At 66.1% G+C, this 14,687-nt stretch carries 12 protein-coding genes; 8 read left to right on the top strand and 4 right to left on the bottom strand.

The window, feature by feature from the left end:
• Positions 1-84: 84 nt before the first annotated feature.
• From QX070_RS10805 to QX070_RS10820, 4 genes are all read left to right on the top strand, one after another.
• Positions 85-870: an ABC transporter permease gene (locus tag QX070_RS10805; protein WP_315736914.1), complete on the top strand. Its 786-nt coding sequence runs from the start codon at positions 85-87 to the stop codon at positions 868-870.
• A 223-nt stretch (positions 871-1,093) separates the two neighbouring features.
• Positions 1,094-2,107, top strand: coding sequence for an ABC transporter substrate-binding protein (locus QX070_RS10810; RefSeq protein ID WP_315736915.1), 1,014 nt, complete (start codon positions 1,094-1,096; stop codon positions 2,105-2,107).
• Positions 2,108-2,111: 4 nt separating this feature from the next.
• A complete protein-coding gene (locus QX070_RS10815; RefSeq protein ID WP_315736917.1) occupies positions 2,112-2,828 on the top strand; it encodes an NUDIX hydrolase in 717 nt (238 codons plus the stop codon).
• Positions 2,825-3,751 carry a polyphosphate kinase 2 family protein gene (locus tag QX070_RS10820; RefSeq protein ID WP_315736918.1) on the top strand — a complete coding sequence of 309 codons (927 nt, stop codon included), beginning with the start codon at positions 2,825-2,827 and terminating at the stop codon, positions 3,749-3,751. The genes QX070_RS10815 and QX070_RS10820 overlap by 4 nt, the downstream gene beginning before the upstream one ends.
• A gap of 36 nt (positions 3,752-3,787) precedes the next feature.
• On the opposite strand, the gene QX070_RS10825 is transcribed toward QX070_RS10820, so the two are convergent.
• Both QX070_RS10825 and QX070_RS10830 read right to left on the bottom strand, forming a co-directional pair.
• Complete coding sequence (locus QX070_RS10825) at positions 3,788-6,556, bottom strand: EAL domain-containing protein (protein WP_315736919.1); 2,769 nt, start codon at positions 6,554-6,556, stop codon at positions 3,788-3,790.
• A gap of 148 nt (positions 6,557-6,704) precedes the next feature.
• Complete coding sequence (locus QX070_RS10830) at positions 6,705-7,949, bottom strand: FecR family protein (RefSeq protein WP_315736920.1); 1,245 nt, start codon at positions 7,947-7,949, stop codon at positions 6,705-6,707.
• 127 nt (positions 7,950-8,076) lie between these two features.
• On the opposite strand from QX070_RS10830, the gene QX070_RS10835 reads away from it, so the two are divergent.
• Entirely contained in the window at positions 8,077-9,876 is a 1,800-nt protein-coding gene (locus tag QX070_RS10835; protein ID WP_315736921.1) for a ShlB/FhaC/HecB family hemolysin secretion/activation protein, read from the top strand.
• 15 nt (positions 9,877-9,891) lie between these two features.
• Here QX070_RS10835 and QX070_RS10840 read toward each other — a convergent pair whose 3' ends face one another.
• Entirely contained in the window at positions 9,892-11,139 is a 1,248-nt protein-coding gene (locus QX070_RS10840; protein ID WP_315736922.1) for a multidrug effflux MFS transporter, read from the bottom strand.
• 207 nt (positions 11,140-11,346) lie between these two features.
• On the opposite strand from QX070_RS10840, the gene QX070_RS10845 reads away from it, so the two are divergent.
• Positions 11,347-11,688, top strand: coding sequence for a YqfO family protein (locus QX070_RS10845; protein ID WP_315736923.1), 342 nt, complete (start codon positions 11,347-11,349; stop codon positions 11,686-11,688).
• A gap of 120 nt (positions 11,689-11,808) precedes the next feature.
• Here QX070_RS10845 and QX070_RS10850 read toward each other — a convergent pair whose 3' ends face one another.
• Positions 11,809-14,103 (bottom strand): tetratricopeptide repeat protein, encoded by a 2,295-nt coding sequence (locus QX070_RS10850; RefSeq protein ID WP_315736924.1) that lies wholly within the window; start codon positions 14,101-14,103, stop codon positions 11,809-11,811.
• Here QX070_RS10850 and QX070_RS10855 point away from each other — a divergent pair.
• Together QX070_RS10855 and QX070_RS10860 are read left to right on the top strand one after the other, a co-directional pair.
• Positions 14,102-14,368 carry a hypothetical protein gene (locus QX070_RS10855; protein ID WP_315736926.1) on the top strand — a complete coding sequence of 89 codons (267 nt, stop codon included), beginning with the start codon at positions 14,102-14,104 and terminating at the stop codon, positions 14,366-14,368. The two genes, QX070_RS10850 and QX070_RS10855, sit on opposite strands and share 2 nt — an antisense overlap.
• Positions 14,369-14,431: 63 nt before the next feature.
• The gene (locus QX070_RS10860; protein ID WP_315736927.1) at positions 14,432-14,674 is read left to right on the top strand and encodes a hypothetical protein; all 243 of its coding nucleotides are present in this window, start codon (positions 14,432-14,434) and stop codon (positions 14,672-14,674) included.
• Positions 14,675-14,687 lie beyond the last annotated feature (13 nt).

Raw genomic sequence — 14,687 nt, forward strand, 5'->3', positions numbered from 1 at the left:
CAACCCCTCCCCGCAAGGGGGAGGGGAGCAGAGCGGCGTGAGAGGCTTCACCTTCGTACCCACCACACCGCATGGAGCAGCGTGATGTCGCGTCTCGGTCTGCTTGCGCTGCAATTGCTGGTCGCCGTCGTCGCGATTGCGCTGTGGCAACTGCTCGCCACCGTGCCGGTGTTTGGACGCATCTGGCTTCCGCCATTCTTCTTCTCCAACCCGGTCGACGTATTCGCGCAGGTCGTCAAATGGTTCGCCACCGGCGCGATCTGGAAGCACCTCGCGATCACGCTGTGGGAGTCGATCCTGGCGTTCGCGATCGGCTCGCTCGGCGGCGTGCTGGTCGGCTTCTGGTTCGCGCGCAAGCCGCTGGTGGCCGCGGTGTTCGATCCCTACGTCAAGATGGCCAATGCGCTGCCGCGCGTGGTGCTGGCGCCGATCTTCACGCTGTGGCTCGGCCTCGGCATCTGGTCCAAGGTCGCGCTCGGCGTGACGCTGGTGTTCTTCATCGTGTTCTTCAACGTCTATCAGGGCGTCAAGGAGGTCTCGACCGTGGTGCGCGACAATGCCCGCATGCTCGGCATGAGCGAGCGGCAACTGATGCGCCACGTCTATTGGCCGTCGGCGCTGTCGTGGATGTTTTCGTCGCTGCACACGTCGGTCGGCTTCGCCGTCGTCGGCGCTGTCGTCGGCGAATATCTCGGCTCCGCGGCCGGCCTCGGCTATCTGATCCAGCAGGCCGAAGGCATCTTCGACGTCGCCGGCGTATTTGCCGGCATGTTCGTGCTGTCGGCGTTCGTCATCCTGATCGACATCTGTGTCACGCTGGTGGAGCGTCGGCTGCTGGTCTGGCGCCCGGATGCGGCGGATGGGCGATGATGGGCGCGGTGCTTCCACGCCCACCGCTGTCGTCCCCGCGAATGCGGGGACCCATAACCACAGGACGTCGTTTGTGGTACGCGCGATGACCAGTCTTCTCCAACCGCGACATCACGCGGTATGGGTCCCAGCGTTCGCCGGGACGACAGCGGCAATTCGGGGCGGCCTTCTCATTCACAGCACACACGCCTAATCTGACCGATAACATGAACGGAGGAAATCAATGAACAAGATGTTGGGCCGGGTCACCGGCGCGCTGCTGGCGCTGACGCTAAGCACCGGTCTCGCCAGCGCTGCCACCAAGGTCACGATCGCAATCGGGGGCGGCGCCTGCCTGTGCTATCTGCCGACCGTGCTGGCCAAGCAGCTCGGCGAATACGAGAAGGCCGGGCTTGAGGTCGAGCTGGTCGACCTCAAGGGCGGCTCGGATGCGCTGAAGGCCGTGCTCGGCGGCAGCGCCGACGTCGTCTCCGGCTATTTCGATCACTGCGTCAATCTCGCGGCCAAGAAGCAGGAGATGCAGTCCTTCGTCGTCTACGACCGCTATCCCGGCCTCGTGCTGGTGGTGGCGCCGTCGCACAACAAGGAGATCAGCTCGGTCAAGGATCTCGCCGGCAAGAAGGTCGGCGTCAGCGCGCCGGGCTCCTCGACCGACTTCTTCCTGAAATACATGCTGAAGAAGAACGGCCTCGATCCGTCGGGCACGGCCGTGATCGGCGTCGGTCTCGGCGCGACCGCCGTGGCCGCGATGGAGCAGGGTCAGATCGATGCGGCCGTGATGCTCGATCCCTCGGTCACCGTGCTGCAGGGCAAGCATCCGGATCTCAAGATCCTCAGCGATACCCGTACCCAGCACGATACGCTGGAGGTGTTCGGCGGCGAATATCCCGGCGGCGCGCTGTACTCGACGGCGGCCTGGATTGCCGGCCATGACAAGGAGACGCAGGCGCTGACCAACGCCATCGTGGCGACGCTGGGCTGGATCCATTCGCATACGCCGGAGGAGATCATGGCGAAGATGCCGGAGGAGCTGGTCGGCAAGGACAAGGCGCTCTATCTCGCGGCGCTGAAGAACACCATCCCGATGTACTCGCAGACCGGCAAGATGGACCCGAAGGGCGCCGACGCCGTGCTCGCGGTGTTCAGCACCGGTTCGCCCGACGTCGCCAAGGCCAATGTCGACGTCAGCAAGACCTTCACCAACAAGTTCGTCGAACAGGCGAAGGGCACGAAGTAGGGGAATGACCGAGGTCGTCATCCACCGCGTCACCGCGCTCGACCTCAAGGTCGAGCCGTGGGAGTGGCCGTTCGCGAATCAGCGCCGCGACGACATCGCGGCGCATTTCGCCGAATGCCGGCGCGCCAAGCCGGGCCTATGGAACGGTCGCGTGCTGCTAGGGCGTAACCCGCGCTTCGCGGACGGCCTGTTCGAAGCGAGCTATTTCGAGACCGATTTCGCCAGCCTGCTGGCGTGGCGCGACTGGGGCTTTCCGGATCGCTCCGCCTTCAACGGCTTCGGCATGGGCGCGCTGCGTGCCGCCGACGGCGCCTTCGTGCTCGGCGAGATGGGCGTGCATACCGCCAATGCCGGCCGGCTGTATTTTCCCGCCGGCACGCCGGATCTCGCCGACGTCAACAACGGCGTGCTCGATCTCGCCGCCAACGTCGCGCGGGAGGTCGAGGAGGAGACCGGGCTCGCGCCATCGGACTATCAGGCCGCGGCGCATTGGGACTGTGTCGTGACCGGCGCGTCGATCGCGCTGATGCGCGTGCTCGACGCCTCCGACATGGGCGAGGCTCTGCAGCGCCGCATCGAGGCCAATCTCGCGGCCCAGGACGAGCCGGAACTCTGCTCGATCCGGCTGGTTCGAAGCAGGAGCGATCTGACTGCGGCGATGCCGCGCTTCGTGACCGCCTTCCTCGAAACGCAATTCAGCCCCGGAGAGCCGTCCTCATGAGCAAGAAACCGCGCACGCTGGCCGATGAGCTCGATGGTTTCATCTCGCCGTTCCGGATCGATGGCGGGCACAGATTTCACCTCAAATCGCACAAGACCAAGGTCAAGGGTGGTCTCGACAAGGAGCAGGGCGAGGCGATCATCGAGCAGAACCGCCAGCGCCTCTCCGATTTCCAGGAGAAACTGTACGCACAGGACCGCTGGTCGGTGCTGGTGCTGCTGCAGGGCATGGATGCATCGGGCAAGGACAGCGCCATCAAGAGCATCTTCGAGGGCGTCAATCCGCAGGGCTGCGAGGTCACCTCGTTCAAGCAGCCGACTTCGAAGGAGCTCGATCACGATTTCATGTGGCGCAGCGCCATCGCGCTCCCCGAGCGCGGCCGCATCGGCATCTTCAACCGTTCCTACTACGAGGAATGCCTGGTCACGCGCGTGCATCCGGAGATCCTCAAGGCCGAGAAGCTGCCGCCGAGGCTCGTCACCAAGAACATCTGGCGCGAGCGCTTCGAGGACATCTCCGCTTTCGAGCGTTACTTGTCGCGCAACGGCACCGTGATCCTGAAGTTCTTCTTCAACATCTCCAAGGAGGAGCAGCGCGCGCGCTTTCTCGACCGGCTGGAGGAGCCGGCGAAGAACTGGAAGTTCTCGATGGGGGACATCACCGAGCGCGCCAAGTGGCCCCGCTACCAGGCGGTCTATCAGGACATCGTGCGCCACACCTCGACGCCCTATGCGCCGTGGCACGTCGTTCCGGCCGACCACAAATGGTTCGCCCGTGTCGTCATCGGCTCGACCATCGTCGCCGCGCTGGAAAGCCTGGATCTGCATTTTCCGCGCGTCGATGCCGCCTCGCGCGAGGAGTTCAAGGCGGTGCGGAAGGCGCTGGAGAGCGAAGGCAAGGGCGGCAAGAAGGGCGGCGGCTGAGACGCGAAGCCAAAGCCGCAATCACCCGGCATTGCCTCACGCCGCGCCGGCCTGCCGCCGGTCGGCGTCGCCCGCCACCAGGAATCGACGCTCGAAATCGGTGGCCGGCATCGGCTTGCCGAAGTGATAGCCCTGTCCCTGCTCGCAGCCGAGCCGCAGCAGGAACTCCGCCGTCGCCTCGTTCTCGATGCCCTCGGCGATCACGGACAGGCCGAGCTGCTTGCTGAGGCTGACCGTCGAGCCGACGATGGCCGCGTCGTCGGCCTGGGTCAGCACGTCACGCACGAAGGAGCGGTCGATCTTCAGGCCATCGAGCGGGAATTTCTTCAGGTAGCTCAGGCTCGCATAGCCGGTGCCGAAATCGTCGAACACCAGGCTGACGCCGAGCGCCTGCAGCCGGTTGAACGTCTGCAGCACGCCGGGTTCGTCGTGCAGCAGGATGTCCTCGGTGACTTCGAGCTCGAGCAGGCGCGGCGACAGGCCGGTCGACGTGAGCAGCTTGCTGACGAAGGCGGCGAGGTCGCCGGACTGGAACTGGGACGGCGACAGGTTGACGCCGACGCGGATGTCGTGGCCGGCGAGCTGCCATTGCCGCGCCTGCCGGCAGGCGGTGGCCATGACCCAGGTCGCAACCGCCTCGGACAGATGCGAGGTGTTGACGACCGGAATGAAATCACCAGGAGGCACGAGGCCGCGCGTCGGATGACGCCAGCGGATCAGCGCCTCGGCGCCGATCACGCGGCCGTTCAACAGCTCCACTTGCGGCTGGTAGAACAGCTCGAATTCGTTCCGCTCGACGGCGAGCGCAAGCTCGGCCTCCAGCGTCAATCGCTGCTCGAGCTCGCGGCGGATGGCGCTCTCGAACAGCACATGGCTGCCCGGCCGGTCCATCTTGGCGCGACAGAGGGCGAGGTGCGCGTTGCTGAGCAACTCGTCTGCCGAGTGCCCGCCCTCGGGATGCACGGCGACGCCGAGGGTGACCTTGACGCGCTGCTGACGCGTGCCCGCGTCCAGCGGCGCCTCGAACAGCTGCGACAGATGGTCGGCGAGCTCGGCCACGGTGCCGCCGATGGCGGAGCAGGGAATGGCGACGGCGAACTCGTCGCCGCTGAGCCGGGCGACGCGGCCCATGTTGCCGATCTCGGTGCGGAGCCGCTCGGCCGCCGCGCGCAAGACGCTGTCGCCGAAGGCGTGGCCGAGCATGTCGTTGATGCGCTGGAACGCATCGAGCCCGATCACCAGCAGCGCCACGCGGTCGGACGCGGCATCCGCGGTCTCGATCATGGCGGCGAGCTCGCTCTGCAGCGTGTTGCGGTTGATCAGCGCGGTCAGCGTGTCGTGCTCGGCGAGGTAGCGGATGCGCTCGGCCTCGCGCTTGCGCACCGAAATGTCGCGCAGGATCACGCCGTATTGCAGGCCGTCGGCGCCCTGCCAGGCGGAGAAGCTCGCCTCGACCGGAAACACCTCGCCGTCCTTGCGGCGGCCGTCGAACTCGATCGTGGATCCGCCGGGCATCAACGTCGCCGGCAGCGCCGCCTCCTGCTGCGGAAACAGGTCATGCGTGTCGCTGCCGTCGGCGCGCAGGCGCGCGAAGGGCTGGCCGATGATCTCGTCGGCACCGTAGCCGAAGATCGCGACGGCGCCCGGATTCCACACCGTGATCCGCCGGTCCCGGTCGGTGCAGACAAGCCCGTCGCCGATCGACATCGCGATTCGCTCGAAGCGGCTCTCGGCAACGTGCCGTAGCAGGCCGCGGAAGCCGATCTCGTCGAGGGCCGTTGCCGCGAGATAGGCGACCAGCGCGATCTGCAGCAGCGAGGTGTCGAGCACCAGGGCATAGCGGTCGTGCAGCAGCAGCGCCGCGGCCTCGATCAGGACGCTGATCATGGCGATCAGCAGCGCGCGCCGCGCCGCCGAGAGCTGCCGCCAGCTCGCCAGCATGATGATGACGATCAGCAGCAGGCCGGCCATTGTGGCCGTCGTCGATGTCGAGAGCAGGGTGCGGTGCTGAATGATGGACTCGGCCGCCAGCGCCTGCAGCATGACGCCGGGCAGAACGCGACCGTTCGGCACGCTGTAGTAGTCGCCGAGCTCGATGGCGGTCGCGCCGACGATCACCCGCTTGTCCTTGAGCCTGGCCAGCGCCGCCGCGTCGCCGCGGACGACGTCGACATACGACACCCTCGGCAGGGACGATGGATCGATGCCGTAGTCGACCAGGAACGAGCTGTGCTTGACCGCATCGCTTCCGGCGAGGAACGCTCCCATGGACTGCAGGTAGGTCTTCGCGCCGCCGGTCTCATCATTTTCGCCGAAAGCGTAGCTTCTGACGCGACCGTCGCGTGCCACCTCGATGTTCACGAAGGCCGACCATGCGAGCTGCTCGAACTGTGGCAGCGGTCGGTTGAGGTGAATGGCGGTTTCCTTCCCCGCCGCATCGAGCTGCCTGAAGACCGGCAGCACGACCGAGCTCTTGGCATTCTGCAGCGCGTTCAGGAAGGCCTGATCGCCGGCCGCGTCGGACGGCGTGCTGAAATCGACGTCGAAGGCGACGTCGCGGACACCGGCGCGCTGCAACTGCTCCAGCAGGTGCGCATACTGGGTCCGCGGCCACGGCCAAACGCCGATGGCTTCGATCGAGCGCGGGTCGATCGCGACCACCGCGATCTCGCCGCTGGCAGGGCGGTTGTCGAGGCGGAAGCGCAGATCGACGAGAGCTTGGCTCAACAGCTCGTGGCCGCCTGACAGGCCGACCGTCAGCAGCGCAACGACCACCAGAATATGCGGCATGAACCGCCTGAACATGCCCTCTCCCCAATGACTGCGTGCCACGTCGACGCCCGCTTTCGCGATCCCAATCTCATCCCACTCCGACCGCAGAGCCATCAGGAATCGTGCTGGCCTGCGCTCCCCCATGACCACGCATGCCGGCGTGAAGCTCGATGGCGGATCCTCAGTTCTTGTTGTGACCGTAGGCGTGGGCATTGCCGTTGCCGTGGCTGCCATTGCCATGGTCGTCGCTATTGCCGTTGCCGTTGCCGCTACCGCTGTTTCCGTTGCCGCTGTTTCCGTTACCGCCGTTGCCGTTACCGTTGTTGCTGTGGCTGTTGTTGCCTTGGCCGTTGTTGCCGTTGCCACTGCCGCCATTGTTGTTGCCGTTGCCGCCGTTGCCATTGCTGGCGGCATTGGCGCTGGCGGAGCCGCTCGGTGAGCCGATCGCTGCGGTGACGGCGGCTGCGATCGAGGAATCTCCCGACGTGCCGCTCGCGGTGGCCGAGTTGTTCGTCGCATTGCCGCTGTTGCCGCGCGCATCATTCCAGGCGGTGCTTCGTCCTGCACCGGCGCTCGGCGTGTGGGCGCCATGGGCGAGGCCGCGCGTCGCCTTCTGGATGTTCAGGTTGACCTCGCCGATCGATGACGAGATCCGCACGACACCCGGCTTCGCGCCGCCGAGGCCCGTTGCCGAATGCTGCTGTGCGACGACCGTTGCGCCCGAGCCGTTGGCGTTCAGTGCGTGGATCACGCTCCCCTTCGCTTCGCGCGGCGGATGCAGGCCGTCGCGCGGCACCGGAACGCGATCGATCGTGGAGGCGCGCGGGCGACCGTGCTCGATCGGGCTGAAGGTGCCGGAACCGGACAGGCTGAGGCCGGAGCGGCCGGTCGCAAAGGCGGTGGCGGCCTGGCCGGGCATCACCTGGGCGATCTGGCCGGTCTTGAAATCCGACACCTGCACCTGGCCGCGGCTGACCTCGACCTTGGTGCTGCGGCCTGAGATCGTGACGCTGAACTGCGTGCCCTTCACGACGGCGGCGAGATAGGGCGTCTCGACCTCGAAATGCTGGACATTGCGCTTCTCGACGTCGAGCAGGATCGAGCCGGCGCGCTGCAGGATGGTCGTCGCCATGCCGTCCTTGGGCGCGGCGGGCAGGCCGACTTCGGAGTTCGGCGCGATGACGATCGTCTCGGCGCCGCGTGTCAGCCGGACGCGGCCGGTCGGCCCGGTGCGGATCGTATCGCCTGGCTTCAGCGGGTCCTCGCGACCGAGCGACACCTGCGCTGCGCCCTGGGTGGTGACCCAGACCTCACCGGACGATTTGCTCACCAGCCACGGCTCACCGTCGGCCGCGAATGCGGCCGGCGTTGCACCGAAAAGGCACGCGGCGACTAACGCCGGTATCAGGAAGCGCTTGAAGGACATGGCACGAACTCGCGTCGTTGGCGGCTTTTGAAACTAATCGAAATGTTTCAAGAGACCCTTAGGAGTTGCAGCCGTGTTTGCTTCCCGCATTTACGCTTCATTGACCTTAACAAACTAAAAACGAGGCATGCGCGCTGGTTGTGTTGAGCGAACTGGAAGGGCTGCGGGTTGGCGCGACAGGGCCATCATACCGCACGCCTCGCGACGGCTGCATGGAGCCGCGCTTGCCGCCGGCATTTCGCTGTCGGCGGCGGTGTTTGCAGCGACGGCCCACGCGCAGCAGGTCAGCCAACCGAGCTTCGATCCGCGGCAGACCGAGCGATATTTCGACGAGCAGCAGTCGCGCTCAACGCAACCGGCACCGCCGCGGCCGCGGGCGCCGCAATTCGCGACCCAGGGCGGCGGCGATCGCAAGCCCTTGTTTACCATGCGCGCCGTCACCCTGACGGGGGCGTCCGCGCTGCCTGCCGAGCAGCTCGCCGCGAGCTATCAGCCCTATCTCGGCAAGCCGGTGTCGCAGGCCGACCTCGCTGCGATCGCGACAGCGATCAGCGATCAGTATCGCACCGCCGGCTATCATCTCAGCCGTGCGATCATCCCGCCGCAGGACATCCGCGATGGCCGGGTGCGGATCCAGATCGTCGAAGGCAGCATCACCGAAGTGGCCTTGAAGGGCGCCGGCGCGGAAGAGTTCGGCATCAGGCCGATGCTTGGCCCCGTGCTGGCGGAGCAGCCGTCCCGGCTCGAGACCCTGGAGCGGCAGTTGCTGCTGATCAACGGCCGCGGCGGCGTCCGTCTGGTTGATTCCTCCTTGGAAGAGATCGGCGGCACCACCGGCCGGTTCCGCCTGGTGATCGAGCTGCAGACCTGGCACGTCTACGGCTTTACCGGGATCGACAATCTCGGCTCGTCGACGGTGGGCCCGTGGCAGAGCTATGCCACCGCCGCCTTCAACTCCTATCTGCTGCCGGGCGACACGCTCACGGCCAACATGTCGACAACTCCCGGCGATCCGCGCCAACTCGCGTTCGGGCGACTGTCCTACGACGTGCCGGTCGGCACCGACGGGGCGCATATCGGCGCTTCCGCGCTGTATAGCGAGGTGCGACCGGGCGACTGGAGACGGCTGTTCAACGACAACACCGTGACCGAGACGCTCGAGCTGCGCGGCGGCCTCGCGCCGATCCAGTCGCAGCGCGCCTCGCTGAAGCTCAATCTCGCGGCCGCCTTCAGCGACGTGACCGAGCGTGACCTGTTCGGCATCTGGTATCGCGATCGCATCCGGACGCTGACCTTCACCGCCGACTACCGCTGGAAGGATGATGTCGGCGGCGACAGCTATCTCACGCTGGCCTATCGGCAGGGACTGAACGCGTTCGGCGCGACGCGGCTCGACGATCCACTCGCCTCGCGCACGGGCGCCTCGCCGAGCTTCTCGGTCTTCAACGGCTGGTTCGCACGCTATCAGACCTTGTCCGAGGCGTGGTCGCTGAAGCTCGCGGCCGCCGGGCAGCTCGCCTCGGGTCCGCTGTACAATTCGCAGCAGTTCTATCTTGGCGGCCTCGCCTATGGCCGCGGCTATGGCAGCGCCGAGATCAGCGGCGACAACGGCGTCGCCGGCACGTTCGAGGTCCGCTTCGAGCAGAAACCGAACTGGCAGTATCTCACGAGCTATCAGCTCTACGGATTCTTCGATGCCGGGCTCGCCTGGAACGACGGCTTCCGGCCGTCCGACGGCGTGGCGCTGACCTCGGCGGGCGCCGGGGTGCGCTTCACCTTCCCGAACGACTGGCGCGCCGATCTCGGCGTCGCCGTGCCGCTCAGCTACCGCGCACCCGACAATTCGACGCGCAGCGCGCGTCTGCTGTTGACGCTGTCGAGCGTGCTGAAGCTGTGCCCGCAGCGCGGGCAGGGCCCCTGCATCTGAGGCCCTCGGCGGCGGTCAGACCGGCTTGCCGGAGCCGTGGAACAGCCGGCCCTTCTCGGTGATCAGCACGATGACGAGCGCGCTCGACGTGCAGACCAGGAAGCCCGCGGCGAAGGGCAGCGCGGTGCCGTCGAAGGCCTGGCCGACGATGGCGCCGGCGGCCATGCCGAGCAGGGTCGTGATCGAGCCGTAGAGCGAGGACGCGGTGCCGGCATTCGCCCGCTGCGGCTCCATCGCCAGGGCGGTGAAGTTCGCGAACATCAGGCCGAACGTAAACATCATGCCGGCCGACAGCAGCATGAACAGCCACAGCGGCAGCATGCCCAGAACGGCCGCGCTGAAGCAGGCCAGCGCGATGACGACACTGCCGACCAGCGCGCCGTGCGAGATCATGCGCATGCCGAGCCGTCCGACGAGGCGGGCATTGAGGAAGCCGGCCACCGCAATGGTCACCGCGATCGCCGCGAAGGCGAGCGGGAAGTAGTGGCCGAGATGATAGACGCCGGTGAATAGCTGCTGCGAGGACAGGACATAGCCGAGGACGGCGCCGAAGATGCCGCTGGCCGCGAGCGCATAGCCCAGCGTCTGGCGGTTGGTGAGGGTGTTGCGGAAGGCGGCGGTGATCGCGGCGATCGAGAACGGCTTGCGCTCGCTCTCGGGCAGCGTCTCGGGCAGCCGCACCGCGGTCCACAGCAGCGCGACGATGCCGTACAGGGTCAGCACGACGAAGATGCCACGCCACTGCGTCAGCAGCATCACCGCCTGCCCGAACGACGGTGCGATCACGGGGATGGCGATGAACACCATCATCGCCAGCGAGACCACGCTCGCCATGCGGCGGCCGGCATAGCAGTCGCGCACGATCGAGGTCGCGATCACGCGCGTCGCCGCGGTGCCGAGGCCTTCCAGCGCGCGCGCCAGCAGCAGCAGCTCGAACGACGGGGCGGCGATCGCGAACAGGCTGGCGACCGCATACAGCACCATGCCGCCGATCAGCACCGGGCGCCGACCGAAGCTGTCGGACAGTGGGCCGATGACGAACTGACCGAGGCCGAAGCCGATGACGAACGCCGACAGCACCGTCTGCAGCCGGTTGGCGACGTCGATGTGGAATGAGGCGCCGATGTTCGGCAGCGCCGGCAGCATCATGTCCATCGCCAGCGGATTGAGCGCCATGATCGCGGCGACCACGATGACGAATTCGGTGAAGCCCATCGGCCGGTGACGGACGATCTCGATGGTGTCGGCACTGGTATCAGCCAAGGCGCGGGCCTTCCATGGTGTAGGGAAATGCGGAAATGGGCACCCATACGTATCGTCTTTGCTGCGTCGCACAAGGCGTGTTTCGGAATGGCTGGTCACCGGCGCCGGCCGTTGGCGCGATTGTGACCCGCCGTGACCCGCTGAAAATTGCGCCGGCGGCGACGCGATGGTAACGGCCGTGTGATCGACGTCCGGATCCAGGCCAGCATGAAGACCTACAAGATCGTCGTCTATGTCCCTGAAGCGGCGGGGGACGCCGTACGCCACGCGATGGGCGAGGCCGGCGCCGGCCGCATCGGCAATTACGACCACTGTTCGTTTACCGCGAAGGGCGTGGGCCGGTTTCGTCCGCTGGCAGGCGCCAATCCAACCATCGGCGCGGTCGGCCAGCTCGAGACGGTCGAGGAGGAGCGCATCGAGACCGTCTGCGCCGAGGACCGGCTGAAGGCCGTGCTACAGGCGATCCGCGCTGCGCATCCCTATGAGGAGCCGGCGATCGACGTCTACCCGATCGAGGTGGTTGCGTTGCGATCCGCCGACAGTGCTTGATCTCGTTGAAGACCCGTTCGACTTTGTTGCGTCCCCAGTCATTTCAGCGTCGATTTCGCGCTCGCTCCATTTGAGCTTCTCGGGCGCTCTTTGTGAGCTAAAGCAGGAGAGCCAGCTATCTTAGTTTGGCTTGTCAATCTGCCGCCTGATCTCGCCGATGAACGCCGCCAGATTCCGGTCCTCCGGCGTCATGATTGCGAGCCTTTCAGCGTAGCCCAGCGCCGCCTTTGCGTCGCCTGTCGCGCGGCTGAGCGAAATCAGAGCGGACAACACATCCCTATCATTGGGATGGCTTTCCAGAGCTTCCTTCAGGACCGTGATTGCCTCGTCGACTCGCCCGCCGGAATGCAGCGCCACCGCGTAGACATAGATGTAGCGTGCGCGTCCCGGCTCGAGTTCGGTTGCTCTGCGCAACTCGGCGAGCGCCTGATCGTACCGCTTCAGCCGGGTCAAGCTCAGGCCGAGTGCGTGATGCGCGGCCGCGTCGGCAGGTGATGCCGCAATTGCTCCGCGCAGAACAGTTTCTCCGTCGCCGTCGCGGCCAATTTGGCGATAGAGGTCGGCCAGATTGATGGCGGCCGCCGCATAGTGCGGGCTGAGCCTGAGGGCTGCCTTGTACTCGGTCTCCGCGTCCCCGGTCCGTCCGCGCAAGGCCAGGAAGTTTGCCAGTGCGGTGCGGGCCTCGGGCCGTTCGGCATTGGCGCGCTGCGCCGTGATGAATTCGCCTGCCGCCTGATCGAAGCGTGCGCGATCGGGCAGCGGCTGGCTTGCAGTCGGAACGGAAGCGAGCAGGGAGGCGACCCTGATCCGCACGCCACGCACGGGATCGGTGAGCAGCGGCGAGACCAGCGGCCAAATCTGGCCGGCAGGCACGTTTTCCAGCATGTCCAGCGCGCCGATCCGCACCATGGGATCGGGATCGGCCAGGCCTGCCCGTGCGGTCGCAATGTTCGCCGGAGCGATGCGCGAGGCGAGTTCGCCGAGCGCGCTCGCACGCGCCACAGCCGGCGCGTTCCTGTCCGCGGCCAGAAGGCCAAGCAGCGCGGCGGCGTCGGCCTGGTCGCTGCGTGCTGCGTGGAACGCGGGCCCATAGGTCTGGAAGCCCTTTCGGTCGGGCCCGAACCATTGCTCGATCGCGTCGGCGGCCCATTGCGCTGGCTTGTCGCTGTGGCAGTCGTTGCAGGCGTTCGGGGTCCCCAACGTGACCGAAAGATCCGGTCGCGGAACGCGGAAGGCGTGATCGTGACGCGGGTCGATCTGCATATAGGTACGCGCCGGCATGTGGCACGACATGCAGGTCGGCGCCGGATCGGCGCCCGCGTGATGGCGATGCTTTGCATCGGCGTATTTTTCGGACGCATGGCATTGCAGGCAAACGCCTTCGCCGGAGACTCGGAGCTTTGCGCCGTGCGGCTCGTGACAATCGCTGCAGGCAACGCCGGCGGCAAACATCTTGCTCTGCTTGAACGGCGTATAGTTATAGGGCTCCTCCACATCGCGGATCTGGCCATCGGCATGATAAGTGGTCCGCGTCAGCGCCTCGACCATATGGGTCTGGGACAGCGATTGACCGGGTGCCCAGTCCTCACTGAAGCCGGCACGGCGCGCGTGGCATAGCCCGCACGTCTCGATCTCCTTTCGCAGCGCGGCCGGCGCGGCTGAACGCATCGCATTTCCGCTCCGCGGATCGATCGGCCAAGTGACGCCGCGCCGTTCATCGAAGCGGACCAGCAATCCCTTGCTCGGATCCTCGTGCTTGCCGAACGGCCACCAGCGTTGCTTGTCACGCGCCCAGGCGGCGTGGGCGGAGCCCTGACCGTGACAGGTCTCGCAACCGACGCTGATTTCCGCCCATGTCGTCGCGAAGCGATCCGTCGCGGCGTCGTAATGCTTGCGCAGGCCGGTCGAGTGGCATTCCGCGCACATGAAATTCCAGTTCTGGTTCAGCTTGGTCCAGTGCAGGACGTCGTCGTGCTTGATCTCTTCCTCGGGATGGAGATGGAACCAACGCTGGCCGCCGTTGTCCTTGGGCCGGCCGTCCCATGCGATCGGCAGCGCCTGGATGCGCCCATCTGGAAATTCAACAAGATATTGTTGCAGCGGATCGATACCGAACGTGTACTTCACCTCAAACACGGCAAGCTTGCCGTCGGGCCCGTCGGTTTCGATCATGAATTTTCCGCCATCGCGGAAGAGGCGGGACTGCACACCGAAATAGTCGAAGCTCTTGTTGAAATCGCCGAGCACGGTCTTGTCGGTCGCGTGCGCCATCGCGGCCTTGTGCTGCGAAATATCCCATAATTTGGCTTCTGCCTGATGGCAGCCGGCGCAGCTTTCGCTGCCCACATAGGTGGCGACGAATGAGGCCTGCGCCGTGGAGGCCGGTCCGCCGGCCTTGAGGAGATGAAAAACCATGCCGACCACCAGCACGAGCGCGATCGTGACCGCTACTGCAATCCAGGTCGCGCGCCTGGAGAAGGCCGTTTCGCCGGAAGCAAGCCGATCCTGCGGCGCAGCCGGTGATGGGGCCGCGGCGGATCCCTTCCGCGATCCCTTCGTGCCGGCTTTTGGCCGCCTGCGTGTCAACGCTTTTACCTCACGGCCCAATTGGTCAGCTTGCGATCAAGCTGCTCCGTCGGTCATTTCCGCAAATGCAGGAATGTTTGCCAAGGTCGCTTGACCTGCATCAAGGCGTGCCTCCCGGAGGCCCCGATGATGAGCTGTCCGATGGGAGGATGCCAAGATGAAATTATCAATTGCCCTAACAGGGCTGTTGCTGGTGACGGGGTTCGTAGCCGCGAGCACTGAAAGGGCTAGTGCCGTCGTGTATTGTCAGTATGTCGAGTATCCCGTCGGCTGCGTCGTGAGGCCCGGCGTCGTGCTGCGGCCCCGCCCGGTGGCGCGCGCCGTGGTGACCCCAGGCGTGCGCGTGCGGGGAACGCCGATGAATCGAGGCGGGCCGGTCAATCGCGTCGGCAGACGCTAGAATTTTCGCTTCT

The organism is Bradyrhizobium sp. SZCCHNR1093, from assembly GCF_032381175.1.
Taxonomy (GTDB): domain Bacteria; phylum Pseudomonadota; class Alphaproteobacteria; order Rhizobiales; family Xanthobacteraceae; genus Bradyrhizobium.

Excerpts from the sequence above, each read along its gene's own strand:
- QX070_RS10805 (WP_315736914.1), top strand. The coding sequence starts at position 85 with ATGTCGCGTCTCGGTCTGCTTGCGCTGCAATTGCTGGTCGCCGTCGTC.
- QX070_RS10810 (WP_315736915.1), top strand. The coding sequence starts at position 1,094 with ATGAACAAGATGTTGGGCCGGGTCACCGGCGCGCTGCTGGCGCTGACG.
- QX070_RS10815 (WP_315736917.1), top strand. The coding sequence starts at position 2,112 with ATGACCGAGGTCGTCATCCACCGCGTCACCGCGCTCGACCTCAAGGTC.
- QX070_RS10820 (WP_315736918.1), top strand. The coding sequence starts at position 2,825 with ATGAGCAAGAAACCGCGCACGCTGGCCGATGAGCTCGATGGTTTCATC.
- QX070_RS10825 (WP_315736919.1), bottom strand. The coding sequence starts at position 6,556 with ATGTTCAGGCGGTTCATGCCGCATATTCTGGTGGTCGTTGCGCTGCTG.
- QX070_RS10830 (WP_315736920.1), bottom strand. The coding sequence starts at position 7,949 with ATGTCCTTCAAGCGCTTCCTGATACCGGCGTTAGTCGCCGCGTGCCTT.
- QX070_RS10835 (WP_315736921.1), top strand. The coding sequence starts at position 8,077 with ATGCGCGCTGGTTGTGTTGAGCGAACTGGAAGGGCTGCGGGTTGGCGC.
- QX070_RS10845 (WP_315736923.1), top strand. The coding sequence starts at position 11,347 with ATGAAGACCTACAAGATCGTCGTCTATGTCCCTGAAGCGGCGGGGGAC.
- QX070_RS10855 (WP_315736926.1), top strand. The coding sequence starts at position 14,102 with ATGCCGACCACCAGCACGAGCGCGATCGTGACCGCTACTGCAATCCAG.
- QX070_RS10850 (WP_315736924.1), bottom strand. The coding sequence starts at position 14,103 with ATGGTTTTTCATCTCCTCAAGGCCGGCGGACCGGCCTCCACGGCGCAG.
- QX070_RS10860 (WP_315736927.1), top strand. The coding sequence starts at position 14,432 with ATGAAATTATCAATTGCCCTAACAGGGCTGTTGCTGGTGACGGGGTTC.